Source organism: Colwellia sp. MB3u-55 (assembly GCF_014076785.1).
Classification (GTDB): Bacteria; Pseudomonadota; Gammaproteobacteria; order Enterobacterales; family Alteromonadaceae; genus Colwellia_A.
Genome location: NZ_JACGUS010000063.1, coordinates 1 through 17085 on the forward strand (window position 1 = coordinate 1; position 17085 = coordinate 17085).

Genomic DNA, 17085 nt, shown 5'->3' on the forward strand with positions numbered 1-17085 from the left:
CGCATAGCTGACACCGGTTTCTTTATTAATACCACATAAAAAGGCTTTTCGAACGGTTTGACTGCAAACATGATAATAGGGTGTATCAGATAAACTGATTTGTTGTGAACGAGGCTTGGGCATAACAATCACCACACTTATAAGAAGGTAAATTAAGTGTAGTTTATTGTTGAAAAAACAAACAAGTTATTATGGGTGGCTTAATTAGTGATCCTAGCGTAAGTCCTTCGTTGAGTTTGATAAATGATTAAACGCTTTTTTTTATCAACATTGTTTTTGTGGTTTAAATAATAAACAAAAACAAAAGTAAGGGTGAACCAACATACGTTAATGTTGGCTCACCTTTTTTGTCACTACTTTTGGGTAACATGCACCAGTAAGTAATATTACTAGTATTATTAATTTGAGTAGTCAGCGCTGGATACTTTCTGCTAAAGGTCCTCTACTAGAGTCAGCCGTACTTTATTGGGGCGAGTTGTTAGCTTTTATTTTATTAGCTTTACTCGTCTCAAGAGTGAATTTTTCACCCTTAAATACCGTGAGTTGGATAATATTAGGCTTTGGCTTAAGTTTAAGTAATTGGGGAGTGTTGATGCTAATGTCACTGTGGTTTGCTGCTATCACTGCTAGTACTTATCGACCAAAAAACATTAATCGACTTTCATATAATGCATCGCAGGTTTTATTGTATCTGTTATCGATTGTCGCCATCGTGTCGCTTTTACTTGTGGTTCCGGCCAGCCTGTTGAGTTCGCCTAGTATGGGTATTGAAGGTAATTATTCATATGGTAACCACCTGCAATGGTTTTCAGATAAATCGAGTGGTTTGTTACCCCAAGTATCTGTGGTGAGTATCTCAACCATTTTTTATAAGGGTATTATGTTGGTTTGGGTTATTTGGCTGAGTTTTGCTTTTTTAAGTTGGATAAAATAGGCTTGGAAAGCGCTTGGTCAACAAGGTTATTGGCGAAGTGAACTCAGTAAGCAACTAGACGAAAAATAATAGCTTGTTGCAGTAAACTAGATCTATTTGAAATATTAAATGAAAATTTGATTAGATCTAGTGCTTTCATTGGTAACGGCAATAGGAAGTGTTTATTATGTAACACTTGGCATTTGCCACCCATTATTGATTATTTAACGCGGAACTTACATGAATTTAGAACAAGCTTTATTGGTAATCGCTACGGCACATGGCAACGAACTACCTGTAGAAGCGCTAGAAGCAGTTAAAATGAATTGGTCAGTGTTTTATCCTGATTTAGAGCGACTCATCGATCAATTTATTACCGATGATATTTCGCTTACCGATGAACAACAGGCGATTTTATTTTTCGGCACCTTATTACTAGCAGAATTAAAATATGTTCCCGCGTTGTCAAAATGTCTGCAGCTATTCTCACGCAGTGATTCCTTTTTAACCCCCCTTGAAGGGGTTTTTGGAGATGCTCTTACTGAATTAACGCCAACCTTATTTTATAATGTGGCAGACGGTAATACACAAGTATTGTCTGATTACATTGTTGATGGTCATCAAGCGATGTACTGCAAAGCTTCGGCTATTGAAGCGGTGTTTGCTCAATACGAAGTGGGTGTCATTGATAAGACGGAATTAGGTGAACATGTAACTCGCTGGCTAGCAGCCTTTTTGGCTTTACCTAATTCAATCAGTAGTTTTTTAATGAGTGCATTAGCCGATTCTTGTATTGAATATCAACTTGATAATTTCAAACATCAGTTTGTAGAATTATGTGATAAAGACTTATTTGATGAAGACCGCTTTAAAAAATCTGAGGTAAAAGCCTGGCACAGGGGAGATGCACCTAAGCTGATAGAGTCTGGTATTATTCAGGCAGAGTTTAGTGTCGTTGATACGTTAAAGGCATGGATTGATGATGACTCTGAAGAAGAGCTGCTAGATACACTTCCAAGTGAAGACCATGATATATTTGAGTCGTTAATGGCTGAAGGTGGTCTATTAGCTAATATCCTTTATGACGAAAAAACAATTTTAGAGAACAGCGTACCGGTGAGTTCATTAGCTATAGCTGGACGTAACGATCGATGTCCTTGTGGTAGTGGCAAAAAATATAAAAAATGTTGCTTACAGTAAAACACAGCGCTGGCATTTATTGTAAATAAAAATAATATAGCGCAAGTAACTCCGTGCCTGTATTCATCTCGTCAAACTAGAAAAACCGCTCATTGAAAGATTAGCAGTTTTTTATTTTCTCAAGGGAATATTTCATTAAAATTAATCGCTATATCAGTCATTTTTTGGATGATTAATTTTACCAGTAAATGACATCAATCGGTCATCATCAATGTAAAAGTCAACATTTTATTAACAAGTTTCGTTTGACGCGTCTTTGTTGCTTGCACATTTATTTTTTCTCAATACAATCAATGACAATTAAAGTTAATAGTGAAAACAACATGAAAAAAATAATCCTAGCACTTTGTTGTGCCTTGGTAAGCTTGTCTGCAAATGCCTTAACTACGCTTGAAGATGTTAAGTCTTTTACCTTAGACAACGGTATGACCATCATCGTATTAGAAGATCATTCTATCCCTAATGCCAACATGTATTTATTCTGGAAAGTAGGATCTAGAAACGAATATCCGGGCATAACAGGGCTTTCACATTTTTTTGAACACATGATGTTTAATGGTGCAAAAAAATATGGCCCTAAACAGTTTGACCGTGTAATGGAAGCTGCTGGTGGAGCTAATAACGCTTACACTTCCGAAAACATTACCGCTTATACTAATTGGTTCCCGGTTAGTGCAATAGAAACAATTTTCAGTTTAGAAGCCGATCGTATTGAAAACCTCGCTATTGATGAAGCTATGGTAGAGAGTGAACGTGGCGTAGTGACCTCTGAAAGGTCAACTCGGTTAGAAAATTCAAGTTTCAGTAAACTGCATGAAGAAGTAAAAGGCGTCGCTTTTCGAGCACATCCCTACAGTTGGGGAGTTATCGGTCATCAGTCAGATATAGATAATTGGTCGATTGAAGATCTCAAAGCCTACCACAAAACATATTATGCACCGAACAATGCTGTTGTGGTTATCAGTGGTGATGTCACCTTAGCGCAAGTAAAAAAACTCGCAAATAAACATTTTGCACCGATCAGTGCACAATCAAGCCCAAGAAAAGTACATACTGTTGAGCCTAAGCAACTCGGTGAACGCCGAACTTATGTGCAAAAGGAGTCTTCAACCTCTGCCAATGTATTATTTGCTTTTCACGTACCAGAAACCCGCCATGCAGATTATTATCCATTGAAAATGCTTGCCTCTATTTTGGGCGATGGCCAAAGTTCTCGTTTGTCTAGAAGTCTGGTCGACGATAAACAAATAGCAACAAGCGTTTTTACTTATATGCCGGATTCATTTGATCCCAATCTATTCTATGTTTTCGCTACCGCGACCAGTTCGGTAAAAGCGAGTGTGCTTGAGCAAGCGATGGTAGCAGAAATTAATAATATTATTGTTAATAGTGTTACTGAGCATGAGCTCACCAAAACCAAAAATATTGCTCAGGTAGATTTTTATCGCACGCTTTCCACAATCAATGGTAAAGCAAATACGTTAGGGACATATGCGTTGTTTTTTGATGATTATTCGAAAATGTTTACGGCAATTTCAGACATGAACAAAGTGTCAGTTGAAGACATTAAGCGGGTCGCGAGTACCTATTTAATAAAGTCTAACCGCACGGTTGGCATTTTAGCTGCTGAACAAGACAGCAGCGAAGGAGATTTATAGATGAAACATTCCCTTTTATTTATTTGCAGCTTTATCATGATATTAAGTCATCCAGTATTCGCTGAATTTACTTTACCCGATTATCAAAAGCTGACATTGAAAAACGGCTTAACCGTTTATTTGATGGAACAACATGAAGTCCCTTTAGTCGATATTAAAGTGGTTACTAAAGCTGGCGCAGTTAATGACGGTGACAATTATGGCTTAGCGAACTTTACGGGTACAGCGCTTGGTTTTGGCAGCGACAAATTATCAAAAAAAGAAATTGAAGATTTATTTGATTTTCACGGGGCTAACTTTAGTAACGGCGTTGGTATGGAGTCCTCTACGTTAAGCTTATCTATTGCCAGTAAAGATATTGATGGATTGTTGCCAGTATTTAGAGATATTTTATTAGCGCCAAGCTTTGACAATGAAGAATTTGTTAAAGAGAAAAAACGTCACCTCGAAAATCTAAAACAAAGTAGGGAACAACCTGGGCAAATTATCGGCGGAGCATTTAACCAGCTATATTTTCAACAACACTCATTAGGAAACCCGGCTGATGGCAATATTTCAACCATCGAAAAGCTTTCTATTAAACAAATAGAAACTTTTTACCAGGCGTTCTACTCAGCAAATAATAGTGCACTTATTGTTGTTGGCGACTTTAATAGCAAAAGTATGGAAAAAAAGATTAATGACTTATTTTCAGACTGGGCATCTAAAAATATAAGTGCTCCTAATTTAAAGAGCTTTAAAGAACCTGCAGAATCAAACGTATTGGTTGTTAATAAAAGTGATGCTAACGAAAGTACTTTTATCATAGGTGGTAAAGGCATAGCGTCTAATCATCCTGATATGGTTGCCATAAAAGTGATCAATACTATATTGGGTGGTAGATTTACCTCGTGGTTAAATGACGCATTACGTGTTAATTCGGGTTTAACGTATGGCGCGAGAAGTCAATTTAATAGCTACTCAACCGCGGGTACGTTTGTTATATCTACTTTCACTAAAAATGAAACAACCTTTGAAGCCATCGATTTAGCGCTAAAAACCTATGACAGGTTGTGGGAGCAGGGTATTGATCAAGACACCTTAGAATCTGCTAAAGCTTATGTTAAAGGGCAATTCCCTCCAAAATATGAAACAAGTCGTCAACTGGCTGGTTTACTGGCTACTATGTGGGTTCAACAGCTTGATAATACTTTTATTAACGATTTTCAAAAAAATGTTGATGCGCTAAATGTCATCAAAGCAAATGAGATTGTTAAAACTGTTTTTCCAAGAGAAAACTTACAGTTAGTCATTATAGGTAAGGCTGACATCATTGGTGAAAAAGCAAAAAAATACGGTAAGGTAAAAGAAGTTGATATCAATACGGTTAGTTTTTAGATGTGTGATAAAAACGCATATCGTTATAATTGTTGACATGTAAAATCAAGTGCGCAGTACTATACTGCGCACGTTGTAAACTGAGATAAGCCAACGAGCACAGCAACAATCGCTTTAGTCAATAAGCCTCAATTATTGATAAAAAAACACTGAAAAATTGATCATACTGGAGTATTATTTTTAATGGAACTACAGATAAATGTTATAGATGCATTCACTGATGAGACGTTTAAAGGCAACCCCGCGGCTGTCATTATAACCACTGACTGGTTGACTACAGAGCTTATGCAGTCTATTGCTATAGAAAATAACCTTTCAGAAACGGCCTTTGTTAAACAAATTAATAATCAAGCGTATGAAATACGATGGTTTTCACCGATAACAGAAATTGATTTTTGTGGGCATGCCACGCTAGCGGCTTCATTCGTTATTTTTGCGAAAGATAACACGGTTAAAGAAATTAACTTCTTCGCAAAGGCCGTGGGCGATCTGTCAGTTACAAAAACACCCGATGGCCTTATACAAATGTGTTTTCCTAATAAAGAGCCTACAGTCGTAAATGAAATTCCTGCGGCGTTATTAAATGGTTTGTCGATTAATCCCATCGACGTCTTATTAAATGACCAAGCGTATTTTGTTATTTACGAAAATGAAAGTGATGTGCTCGCTGTTATCGCCAATAGTGACGAATTAAAGCAGCTTGCTCCTTATGATGTAGTGGTGACATCAACATCAACAGAGTTTGATTTTGTCTCTCGTTACTTCTGGCCTGCAAATGGTGGTGATGAAGACCCAGTAACGGGCTCAATTCATACTGGATTAACGCCTTACTGGTCTAAAAAGTTAAATAATCCCGACCTCATTGCTTATCAAGCCTCTAAGCGAGGAGGAAAACTAATGTGCCGTATAGAAGAAGATAAAGTTTATATTTCAGGCCAAGCGTTACAATACTTAACGGGTACAATTACAGTGTAGCGCTATTGTTCAGTGGGAAACCTAAACTTAGACCAACACTCTGATACCAGGGTCTAAAAAATTAAACAAACCCAAACTCCTCGCTTACCAAACCTCTAAGCGAGGAGGAAAAATAATGTGCCGTATAAAGGGAGATAAAGTTTATATCTCGGGTAAAGCGGTGCAGTACTTAACGGGTACAATTACAGTGTAGTTTTTAGAATCTAGTGTTTTAAAAGAGCAAGGGCGCTTTACGCTATTGTTCAGTGGAAATTAAAAATTACTCTCCCTTTAAGGAATTACATGTTAAAAACACCGATAAATTTATTGAATAAGTTTACTCATTTTTCAGATCAATGGTCACCAAGAGTGGTTGCCCAAATGAATGACTACCAATTTAAATTAGCTAAAATTCAAAATGAATTTACTTGGCACTCGCATCCAGACACAGACGAAGTTTTCCTTGTTGTAGAAGGTGCTATGAGTATTGATTTTAGGGATGGTAGAGTCGACCTTCTTGCGGGGGAGATGTATGTTGTGCCAAAAGGCGTTGAACATAAACCTCATGCAAAAGATGAATGTAAAATAATGCTTATAGAACCTTTTGGTGTCGTTAACACCGGAGATTCACCGGGAGAGCTTACCGCTCAGAATGATCTTTGGGTATAAGGTATAAAGTGAGTCTTTTAGTTTGCTATCGGGCATTTTTACCCTATTGAATTTAGTTGGTACCGTTCTCTAAACTGTTGGCACAGAACATTGCAACTGTAATAACCGCTAGTGTAATCATCATAAGTTTCAGAATGTTACTTATGCGAAATAAAACTTATACGATCAAAGCAAAAATGTATTTCCGTTTAATTTTAGCAATGGTGGTAATGCTGGCTTTTATAAGACAAGATATCCCATATAAGCGCCGCTAAACCTAGGTGGATAGATCTTATTCTCTTATTGATACGTATATAAAAAAAAGGTTGATTTGATAAATATATGTTGATTAATATAATTGGTTTTAATGTTTCATGGTTTGGCTTGGTTTATTGGGGTAATAATTTCATTCCATTTGCCTTTACACTTCTGCTTGCCCACTTGTTTTTTCAATCTAAGAATTATAAAGAATTGTTGTTAATCTTGTTGGTCAGCGCTATTGGTATTGGTGTTGACTCATTATTACAGCAGCTCAATATTTTCATTTTTATTGAAGGAGCTCATATTCCTTTTTGGCTGATGATGTTATGGGCTAGTTTTGCCGCCACCATTTGTCATAGCTTACAATTTTTATCTTCTTCTAAGCTCCTGCAATTAGTTGTAGGAGGACTAATATCACCATTAAGTTACATTGCTGGTAACAAATTATCAGCGGTCGATTTTGGTTATTCTATGCTTATAACTTATACTATTTTAGCGTTGGTATGGGGGACATTGTTTATTTTGTTTTTTTATTTGAAATCAAAAATTATTACCCAAGAGGTAAATTATGCTTAAATTTTATGCTCGATTGATCGTTATCACCATGTTACAACAATTTATTACCGTTCAAGTGTTAGCGACTGATGATATCAAGCCTGACACATTAAATAATATTCTTACAGAGCGGGTTTATATACCTGTCGGTCAAACAACTTTTTCTGTGCTTTTTTGGGACCTGTACAAAAGTAAATTACTGACAACTTCTGGAAAATATCCTATTGAGTTAACAGATGAAAAATTGTTATACCAGATTAACTATTTGACTGACATTTCAAGTAAAGATTTAATTGAACGAACAGTCGAGCAATGGCAGCATTTAGGTGTACCAAGAAAAAACTTTGAACGCTATTTACCTACCCTTAAAAAAATATGGCCTGATATTAAAGAGGGCGATAGTTTGTCTTTATATGTCAGTAATAATAAAAGTACTTTTTATTTTAATAATGATCTTATCGGTGAAATTGAACAGCAAGAATTTAGTCAACTTTTTCTCGATATATGGTTATCAAAAAATACCAGTGAACCAAAGCTTAGGCTTGAATTATTAGGAATTAACAAAGATGAATAAATATATAAGAAGTTTAGCTTTTATTACCACAAGCTTATTTATTTCTAGCTGTTCGGTAGATCTAGAGGAATACAAACCAGTAGCTAAACCATTTGATATAAAATCTTACTTTGATGGAAAAGTTATTGCCTGGGGAATAGTTCAAGATTATACCAACGAAGTTAAGAGACGCTTTTGTGTTGAAATTGAAGGAAGTTGGCAAGAAGAACAGGGAGTACTTGCAGAAAAATTTTACTTTGATGACGGCGAAGTAAGCTATCGTAATTGGCAATTGACTAAACTATCTGATGGAAGTTATGTTGGCGGTGCAGAAGATGTTGTCGGTGAGGCTATTGGCAAGCATCAAGGTTTTGCTTTTCAGTTTCAATATACATTATCGTTAAACCTTGATGGTGAGATAATGGAGGTTACTATGGATGATTGGATGTATCAGTTAGATGAAAACAAGGTCTTTAATAAAACTGCAATGTCTAAGTTTGGCCTTCAAGTTGCTGAAATAACGTTGTTTTTTGATAAGGAAACAACAAACCAAAGCTGTCAATCTAATTAAGTTATTGTAGTAGGTCAGTTAAAGCGGCTTCAATTTTATCATGTTTAAAAACGAAACCGCTATTTAATAGTTTTTGTGGTACTACATTTTGTCCATACAGCAACAACTCTGCCATTTCACCAAAAATAAGTTTAAGTAGTGGGGCTGGCGTAGTGAAAAGGCTAGGACGATGAAGTGATTTTGATAAAGCTTTTGAAAATACTTCATTGGTTACCGCATTAGGAGATGTCATGTTTATTGGACCTGATAAGTTATCATTATCAATTACATGTAATATTGCAGAGACCATATCGTCAATGTGTACCCAAGACATAACTTGATCGCCTTGACTTATTTTCCCGCCAACACCTAATTTGAACGGTAATAACATTTTAGCTAAGGCACCAGAACTTTTATCTAATACTATCCCAGTACGTAATAGAGCAACTCTAGTATTTTCTGAACAAGCAATTAACGCTTTTTCCTCCCACTTTGCACAGACTTCATGAGTAAATTCCTGATGAAAATCTTTAAAGGTTTCATCAATGGCTTGACTATTTTGTCGACCATATACACCAATTGCACTGCCAGAAATAAGTAAACTTGGTGGTTTTTCTGCAATGGAAATTAACTGTGCTATTTCGTCAGTAATATCCCATCTGCTTTGACAAATTCTATTTTTTTGCTCTGGTGACCAACGCTTATCAGCAATAGGCTCGCCGGCTAGATTAATTACAATATCAGTACTTTCTATACTGGTAAGTAAGAGTTTATCAATAAACTGGACTTTTTTGTTTATGGCTAAACTCGCAGATTTTATATTTCGAGTTAACACCGTAACAGTGTTTTTGTCCGTATTTATAGATTTAATCAATGCTTGGCCAATGAGGCCAGTTCCACCGGTAATAAGATAATTCATAGGTATATCCAATGATTAGAATAACTTAGTTAATACGAAGTATTAATCTTATAAGATCATTCAAAAAATTATTTAATATTTTATCAAATATAGTGATCTTTGTCTTTTTTTTGTGCGTAATTTAACATGACATTAACTCAATGAACGTATAAGGGAAGCCAAGTGAAATATTTAAAACTATTAACAGTAACCATCATAAGTGTGTTTTTTTTGCAAGCTTGTAATGATGATAAAGCAACAGAGCCAGAAAAAGAAAAAATAACCATTGTTGATGCTGCCATTAGTAACGGCAGTTTTACTACGTTAGTTGCAGCACTCCAAGCGACAGGTTTAGATGCGACACTCTCTGACACCAACAGTTCTTTTACAGTCTTTGCTCCCACAGATGATGCATTTGCTTTATTGGGAGACGACACTATAAATGCCTTACTCGCCGATACCGATACATTATCTAACATACTTACCTACCACGTAATTAGTGGAGAAGTCGATGCCACTACGGCAATTAGTTTAGCCGGTACTACGGTCAGTATGGTCAATGGTGACTCGGTTGGTTTATCTCTATCGCCAGATAACGAATTGCTAGTGAACGCTGCAACCGTTATTATCGCTGATATTCAAACAGACAATGGTATTATTCATGTTATTGATGCTGTTTTATTACCACCCTCAGACATCGTAACACCTACAAGTAACATTGTCGAAACAGCGGTAGCAAACGGTAACTTCACGACTTTAGTCGCCGCTTTACAAGCAACTGAATTGGATGTAGTACTCGCAGATGATTCGGCTAATTTCACTGTTTTTGCACCGACAGACGCGGCGTTTGCCCTTATCGGTGATGCAACCATAAATACACTGCTTGATAATACTGAAGTATTAAGCCGTATATTGCTGCAACATGTTATACCTGAAATGGCGGTCGACTCAGTTACGGCATTCTCACTTAATGGTGTTATGGTTGAAACAGCTTCAACAGCATTGATTCCATTGAACATAAATACTAGTACGGACATGCTGACTTTTGGTGGTGCGAATATCATCATTAAAGATATATATACTACTAACGGAATTATACATGTCATTGATGCGGTTATCATTGGTGATGTCGAAGTACCTGCACCAGCGATGAGCATAGTCGATGTAGCAATTGCAAACGGTAGTTTCACTACTTTAGTTGGTGCTTTACAAGCTACAGGTTTAGATACTGTATTGGCGGATCTAGAAAGCGACTTTACTGTATTTGCTCCTTCTGATGCCGCATTTGCAAAATTACCCGCTGATACACTGATAAACCTTTCAACTGAACAGTTGTCTAACATATTGTTGTACCATGTGATCCCAGGAAAAGTATTAGCTGATGGCGCAATAACGTTAGCCCAATCTTCGTCTAACACCGCTGAAGCGGCTAATGGCGATAATGTTGCTTTGTCATTTTCTAATTCAACACTTTTTGTTAACGGCGCTAAGGTTAGTACTGCAGATGTGATGGCTGATAATGGCGTTATTCATGTTATTGATAACATAATTATGCCACTAGCAGAAAGTGATACACCAACAAATTCAATTGTTGAAGTAGCTCTTGCTGACCCTGATAATTTTTCTACGTTAGTTATTGCGCTCACCGCAGCTGATTTAGTAGATACTCTTGCAGATGAAACTAAAATATTTACAGTTTTTGCTCCTACAAATTCAGCATTTGAAAAAATTGATAGTGATGTATTAAATGCGCTCTTAGCTGATAAAACAGCATTAACTGAAGTTTTACTCACTCATGTGGTTGGTGAAGTATCTTTGAGTTCTGTTGATGCCTATGCTGCTAATGGTAAAACACTATCAACATTATCTAACACCAAAATATCTGTTGGTATCGATGCTGTAAGCGGCTCGCTGGTCATTGGTGGTGCGAATGTAGTCATAACAGATATTAATACGACTAATGGCGTTATCCATGTTATTGATACAGTAATTCTTGATTAATCGTTCGTATTACATTTTCTAATTAGTTGATTTTACGCCCCAGTCTATGGGGCTTTTTTTTGCTTATTATTTACTTTGAAGTGATCGATTATCTGGTCATAAACGTACAATTAAAGGTAACGATAACGGTGAACCTTTATCGACACGACATAGTGACTCTGACTAAGACATAGTTTTACCCTTTGATGCATAACCTATTTATATGCATAGTTTACGCCCCAGCCTATGGGGTTTTTTTTTGCTTATTATTTACTTTCAAGTGATCGGTTATCTGGCAATTAACGTTTAACCAACCATGACGATAAAAGCTAACCTCTATCGGCACTCTGACTCTGACATAGCTTTACCCTTTGATGCATAACCTATTTATATGCATAGTTTTACGGCCCGGCCTATGGGGCTTTTTTTTGCTTATTATTTACCTTTAAGTGATCGGCTATCTGGCCATTAACGTATAACTGACCATGACGATAAAAGTTAACCTCTATCGGCACAGTGACTCTGAGTAATACATAGTTTAACCCTTTAATGCATAACCTATTTATATGCATAGTTTTACGCCCCAGCCTATGGGGCTTTTTTTTGCTTATTATTTACCTTTAAGTGATCGGTTATCTGGCTATTAACGTATAACTGACCGTTACGATAATAGTTAACCTCTATCGGCACAGTGACTCTGGCTAAGACATAGTTTTACCTTTTGATGCATAACCTATTTATATGCATCTTTTTGTGCCCCAGCCTATGGGGCTTTTTTTTGCCTGTTACTTACCTTTATGTGATCGATTGCTTGTTTTTTAACGTATAACAAACCATGACGGTAGTAATGAACAAGTAATCTCTATCGGCTCAGATTAATAGTGGCTTAACTGGGTGTAGTTTACCTTAGATACATAGACTACATAGATATATGTTTTACGCCTCTGCTTATGTGATCTTTATGTAATCGTGATCATTTTGTGTGCATAAACGTATATATTAATAAGATAATAGAAGTAATAAATATATGAAAATAACTACAATGAATCTACCTGTTTTTCCTTTGCCTATATTCCTTTTACCTGAGGGAGTCACCAAGTTAAGAATATTTGAACCGCGTTATTTAAAAATGGTGGGTATTGCTTCTAAAAATGGTGGCTTCGTTATATGGTCAAAAAATAACAATAATGATCTTTCAAATTCACTGTGGGGAAGTTGGGTAGAGATTATTAATTTTGATAAAGGCGATGACGGAATATTAGAAATTGATGTTAAGTGTAAATCGCTAGTAGAAATTGATACGCTAACCTTAGATAGCGATAAATTATATTTTGGTGATGTAAAGCAAATTCAACATTGGTCACAATCTTCAGTCGATATTTCACTCTCTGAATTGTCAGAGTCTTTAGCAAACGTTTTCACGAACAATCCGGACTTAGATGATTTATATCAGCAAAAAGAAATCACTCGTCCAAGCTGGGTTATTGCAAGATGGCTAGAGTTGCTACCAATAGATTTAGACATTAAAGCTACATTTGTTATTGACCATGATTTTGTAGCGGCAAAAGAATTGGTTCAATCTGTTATAGACAAATAAATATATTTAGTACTTAGTGATCTTTATTCATCTTTACCCGTATAGGCATCTAAATATAATAAAACGGTGATAGAAGTGATGCAAACTAACTTGCTAAGCACAGTGACAAGTGTTAAATCTAGTAACATGACAGAAAAAATTAATCATCCTCAGCTTTGTCAGTGGCTTAACGACGTAGCAAGCACAAGAGATAAAAAAGCATTCACCGATTTGTTTCAATTTTTTGCACCTAAAATTCAACGAATTGCCCGGGGTAAATTCCCTAATGAAGCTCAAGCAAGCGAAGTGGTTCAAGAGACCATGAGTAATGTTTGGCGCAAAGCCCATCTATTTGATAAAGACAAAGGGGCTGCTACGACTTGGGTTTATACAGTCATGCGAAATGTAACTTTTGATATGTTACGTAAGATTAAGGGCAATAAAGAAGACAATCTCAGTGATGACATTTGGCCATTAGCCGAAAGCCAAGTAAGTGAAGAAGAATCATTTGATGATCATCTTGAAAATAAAGAGCTTTTATCAGTAATTGAAAAATTACCAGAAGCGCAACAGCAAGTTGTTAAAGGTTTCTATTTTATGGAAATGTCTCAAGAACAACTAGCAAACCATCTAAATCTACCTCTAGGTACTATAAAATCTCGTTTGCGTTTAGCTTTAGCAAAACTCAAAGTGCAGTTAGGAGAAAATCATGATTAAACATCACCCAAAATTTGAGTTAATACAGTCGTTTGTTAATGGTGATTTACCGGCTTCTTTGTCTGCTGGTATATCCATTCACGCTAGTATGTGTCCAACTTGTCAACAGAAAATATCATTGTTGACAGACCAAGTAGCAGAATTGAATTTTGACGAGTCGGCTACAAATATTACTCATAGTGGTAGCGATTCAGTTGCTGAAAGTATCTTAACGATAAATTTTGATGACATGATTAATGGCATCACAGATTCTGATGCAATTGATGTTATGCAACCAGTTGAAACAAAAAAAATTAATTTTAAAGATAAGTCTTATCAATTACCTAGCGTATTGAATAATATGATGTTGGGAAAAATAGCACATATAGGTAAACTAGCAAGAAAACGTGTACAGTTTGATGAAAATGAAATTCATACTAGTTTGTTGCACATGGAACCAAGCGGCTCTGTTCCTCAACATACCCACAAAGGTTTTGAGTTAACATTATTATTAGAAGGTTCTTTTCATGATGAAAAGGGTGAATATGTAAAGGGTGATTTTATTATGCTTGATGGCGAACATCTTCATAATCCAATTTCAAGCAATGGTTGTCTTTGTTATACTGTAGCTAATGACGCTATGCACTTTACGCAGGGTATTAATAAATTGCTGAATCCAATAGGTTCCTTTATCTATTAAGTAAGCAGATGTTATAGTATTTTAGGGAAAAATATGATTCACTCGGTTGACAAAGAAGATTTACTTATTGGCATTAGCGCTTGTTTGCTTGGAGAGAAAGTTCGCTTTGATGCCAGTAACAAACCTTCGACCTTTTGTATAAAAGAATTTAGTAATCATGTAACGTACAAATCATTTTGTCCTGAAATCGCAATAGGTTTACCTATTCCAAGGCCGACAATTCGTTTAATAAAAAAGGACGATGTTATTCATGTATCTCGTCCTGATGGCAGTGGTGATGTTACACAAGCACTTCAGCTTTACGGTGAAAAAGTGGCCAAAGCGACCAAAGATTTAAGTGGTTATATCTTTTGTGCTAAAAGTCCCAGTTGTGGCATGGAAAGGGTAAAAGTTTACAATCCAGGTGGTCACGCGTTACCATCTGACGGCATAGGTGCGTTTGCTAAAGTTATTATGGAAGTTAATCCACTGTTGCCTTGTGAAGAAAATGGCCGCTTAAACGATATGGTGCTCCGTGAAAACTTTGTCGCTCGTGTATTTGCCTTCAAACATTGGCAAAATCTGCTTGCTACAGGGCTAACTAAACACAAATTAACAACGTTTCATAGCCAGTATAAGTACACAGTTATGAGCCATGATTTAATTGCTTACAAAGATCTAGGTCGATTGTTAGCGAGAGCAGATATGCCACTTGCTGATATGGCTGACGAATATATTTTAGGGCTAATGACAGCACTAAAAATAAAAGCGACACGCAAAAAACACGCAAATACTCTTGCCCACATTCAAGGATATTTTTCACAGCATCTCAAAGCTAATGAACGACAAGAGTTTTGTGATCAGATTGATGCTTATCGTGAAGGACTTGTGCCATTAGTTGTTCCTTTAACGTTAATCAAGCATTACCTATTACAGCACCCTAAAGATTATTTAACAAATCAATCTTATTTAGCACCTTACCCCGACGCACTAAGGTTAAGATATTCATATTAATGTTCATCAAATTAATTAAGTCATCGGCTTTACACAATAGAGAATAAGTCAAACGGCAGATGTTTATTTTATAAAATCTTGTATTCATTATATAATAAAGCATCAGTCATTGGCTGTTTAACCATTAGCAATGATTATATAATTTGTTAAACGGGCAAAAAATTACTTTCAGTTAATGATAAAGGAATAAAATTTGTTACTTTGGTTTCGCAATGATCTTAGAAGTCATGATAATCCCGCATTACAGTATTTTTTAAAAAACAATCAAGATAATGCTCCCCTTAAAGCGATTTTTTTCATCTCTGAACAACAATGGCAGCAGCATGATTGGTCTGCTATTAAAATTGATTTTATAAAACGCCATGCCATAGCACTTCGCGAAGAGCTCTTGTTAGTTGGTATTGAGTTAGAATTAGTTGATGCCGCTACCTTTGAAGATCAGGTTTCATATTTACAAGCTCGTTGTGAAAAAGAAAAAATCAATGAGGTTGTAGCCAACAGTGAAGTTGAATTTAATGAACAAAAACGTGATGAAGCCATTGTTGCACTGGGTATAAAGCTCAGTCTATTTGAAGCAGATGTTATTGTGCCTAAGGGAAAAGTTCTTAATTTATCTAACCAGATGTATAAGGTTTTTACTCCTTTTAAACGTGCCTGGTTGACTTATGTTAAACAACATAGCTTTGATTATTTAGGTAAAGTAGCAACTAGTACCGTTAAAGAATCGTCAGCAGATACTATTTCTGATGCAAGTATATCTTCTGGTTGGCCACTCGTTGATGACATTGAAAAACATGTTCTTCCAACTTTCTTTAATGAAAAAATATCTGATTATCACGATCAAAGGGACATCCCTTCCATTAAGGGCACCTCGGGTTTGTCACCTTATTTAGCCGCAGGTGTCATTAGTCCCAGGTATGTATTAAGAACTTTAATTAACGCCTACCCAGACATATTAATCGCTTCAGATAGCCAAGAGTTTTCATGGTTAAATGAAATCATTTGGCGTGAATTTTATAGAAATTTAATGTTTCATGAACAGAGGCTATCTAAACACCAATGCTTTAATGAGAAGTACCAAGGCGTACATTGGCATTATGATAAAGGTTTGTTTGATGCCTGGTGTCAGGGTAAAACAGGATATCCGCTAGTAGACGCCGCCATGAGACAACTCAATCAAACAGGTTGGATGCACAATCGGCTTCGTATGGTTGTCGCAAGCTTCTTGACTAAACATCTATTAATCGACTGGCGTCTCGGTGAAAAGTATTTTATGAGTCAGCTAATCGATGGTGATTTAGCCTCTAATAATGGTGGTTGGCAATGGGCAGCAAGTACCGGTTGTGATGCACAGCCATACTTTAGAATTTTCAACCCGATAAGACAAAGTGAACGTTTTGATCCAAAAGGCATTTTCATCCGTAAGTATCTGCCAGAGTTGCGAAGTGTTCCAGATAAAAGTATTCACTTTCCGCATTTGTTTATAGAAAAAAACAAAAAAAATATTTACTGGCCACCAGTTGTTGACCATAAAGAAGCTAGGTTAAAAGCTCTCGCTTTCTATAAGGTATAA

Annotated in this window: 16 protein-coding genes and 1 pseudogene; 15 read left to right on the forward strand and 2 right to left on the reverse strand. The window is 36.2% G+C overall.

What is annotated here, in order from left to right; genetic code table 11:
* Positions 1 to 123, reverse strand: a pseudogene (locus H4J66_RS20090) (transposase); the annotation flags it as partial.
* A 280-nt stretch (positions 124 to 403) separates the two neighbouring features.
* Here H4J66_RS20090 and H4J66_RS01605 point away from each other — a divergent pair.
* The 9 genes from H4J66_RS01605 (at position 404) to H4J66_RS01645 (ending at position 8690) form a co-directional block, all read left to right on the forward strand.
* On the forward strand, positions 404 to 934 hold the full coding sequence (locus tag H4J66_RS01605; RefSeq protein WP_182169687.1) for a hypothetical protein: 531 nt from the start codon (positions 404 to 406) through the stop codon (positions 932 to 934).
* Between the two features lie 219 nt (positions 935 to 1153).
* Positions 1154 to 2113 (forward strand): DUF1186 domain-containing protein, encoded by a 960-nt coding sequence (locus H4J66_RS01610; protein WP_182169690.1) that lies wholly within the window; start codon positions 1154 to 1156, stop codon positions 2111 to 2113.
* Between the two features lie 323 nt (positions 2114 to 2436).
* Positions 2437 to 3771, forward strand: a complete 1335-nt coding sequence (locus tag H4J66_RS01615) for a pitrilysin family protein (RefSeq protein ID WP_182169693.1) — start codon at positions 2437 to 2439, stop codon at positions 3769 to 3771.
* On the forward strand, positions 3772 to 5148 hold the full coding sequence (locus H4J66_RS01620) for a pitrilysin family protein (protein WP_182169696.1): 1377 nt from the start codon (positions 3772 to 3774) through the stop codon (positions 5146 to 5148).
* A 183-nt stretch (positions 5149 to 5331) separates the two neighbouring features.
* Positions 5332 to 6123 (forward strand): PhzF family phenazine biosynthesis protein, encoded by a 792-nt coding sequence (locus H4J66_RS01625; RefSeq protein ID WP_182169699.1) that lies wholly within the window; start codon positions 5332 to 5334, stop codon positions 6121 to 6123.
* 282 nt (positions 6124 to 6405) lie between these two features.
* Entirely contained in the window at positions 6406 to 6771 is a 366-nt protein-coding gene (locus H4J66_RS01630) for a cupin domain-containing protein (RefSeq protein WP_182169702.1), read from the forward strand.
* A gap of 321 nt (positions 6772 to 7092) precedes the next feature.
* On the forward strand, positions 7093 to 7587 hold the full coding sequence (locus H4J66_RS01635; RefSeq protein ID WP_182169705.1) for a DUF2878 domain-containing protein: 495 nt from the start codon (positions 7093 to 7095) through the stop codon (positions 7585 to 7587).
* Positions 7580 to 8140 carry a chalcone isomerase family protein gene (locus H4J66_RS01640; RefSeq protein WP_182169708.1) on the forward strand — a complete coding sequence of 187 codons (561 nt, stop codon included), beginning with the start codon at positions 7580 to 7582 and terminating at the stop codon, positions 8138 to 8140. Before H4J66_RS01635 ends, H4J66_RS01640 begins: the two co-directional genes overlap by 8 nt.
* Positions 8133 to 8690: a DUF3833 domain-containing protein gene (locus H4J66_RS01645; protein WP_182169711.1), complete on the forward strand. Its 558-nt coding sequence runs from the start codon at positions 8133 to 8135 to the stop codon at positions 8688 to 8690. The genes H4J66_RS01640 and H4J66_RS01645 overlap by 8 nt, the downstream gene beginning before the upstream one ends.
* Position 8691: 1 nt before the next feature.
* On the opposite strand, the gene H4J66_RS01650 is transcribed toward H4J66_RS01645, so the two are convergent.
* Positions 8692 to 9588 (reverse strand): TIGR01777 family oxidoreductase, encoded by an 897-nt coding sequence (locus H4J66_RS01650; protein ID WP_182169714.1) that lies wholly within the window; start codon positions 9586 to 9588, stop codon positions 8692 to 8694.
* Positions 9589 to 9750: 162 nt separating this feature from the next.
* Here H4J66_RS01650 and H4J66_RS01655 point away from each other — a divergent pair, with 162 nt between their 5' ends.
* The 6 genes from H4J66_RS01655 to phrB all read left to right on the forward strand — a co-directional run bounded on the left by H4J66_RS01655 (position 9751) and on the right by phrB (position 17085).
* On the forward strand, positions 9751 to 11568 hold the full coding sequence (locus H4J66_RS01655) for a fasciclin domain-containing protein (protein WP_182169717.1): 1818 nt from the start codon (positions 9751 to 9753) through the stop codon (positions 11566 to 11568).
* A 1006-nt stretch (positions 11569 to 12574) separates the two neighbouring features.
* On the forward strand, positions 12575 to 13144 hold the full coding sequence (locus H4J66_RS01660) for an LON peptidase substrate-binding domain-containing protein (RefSeq protein WP_182169720.1): 570 nt from the start codon (positions 12575 to 12577) through the stop codon (positions 13142 to 13144).
* Between the two features lie 126 nt (positions 13145 to 13270).
* Complete coding sequence (locus tag H4J66_RS01665; RefSeq protein ID WP_404842807.1) at positions 13271 to 13840, forward strand: sigma-70 family RNA polymerase sigma factor; 570 nt, start codon at positions 13271 to 13273, stop codon at positions 13838 to 13840.
* Positions 13833 to 14519, forward strand: a complete 687-nt coding sequence (locus tag H4J66_RS01670; RefSeq protein ID WP_182169723.1) for a ChrR family anti-sigma-E factor — start codon at positions 13833 to 13835, stop codon at positions 14517 to 14519. Before H4J66_RS01665 ends, H4J66_RS01670 begins: the two co-directional genes overlap by 8 nt.
* 33 nt (positions 14520 to 14552) lie before the next feature.
* Positions 14553 to 15512, forward strand: coding sequence for a DUF523 and DUF1722 domain-containing protein (locus H4J66_RS01675; RefSeq protein ID WP_182169726.1), 960 nt, complete (start codon positions 14553 to 14555; stop codon positions 15510 to 15512).
* A gap of 193 nt (positions 15513 to 15705) precedes the next feature.
* Complete coding sequence (gene phrB / locus H4J66_RS01680; RefSeq protein WP_182169729.1) at positions 15706 to 17085, forward strand: deoxyribodipyrimidine photo-lyase; 1380 nt, start codon at positions 15706 to 15708, stop codon at positions 17083 to 17085.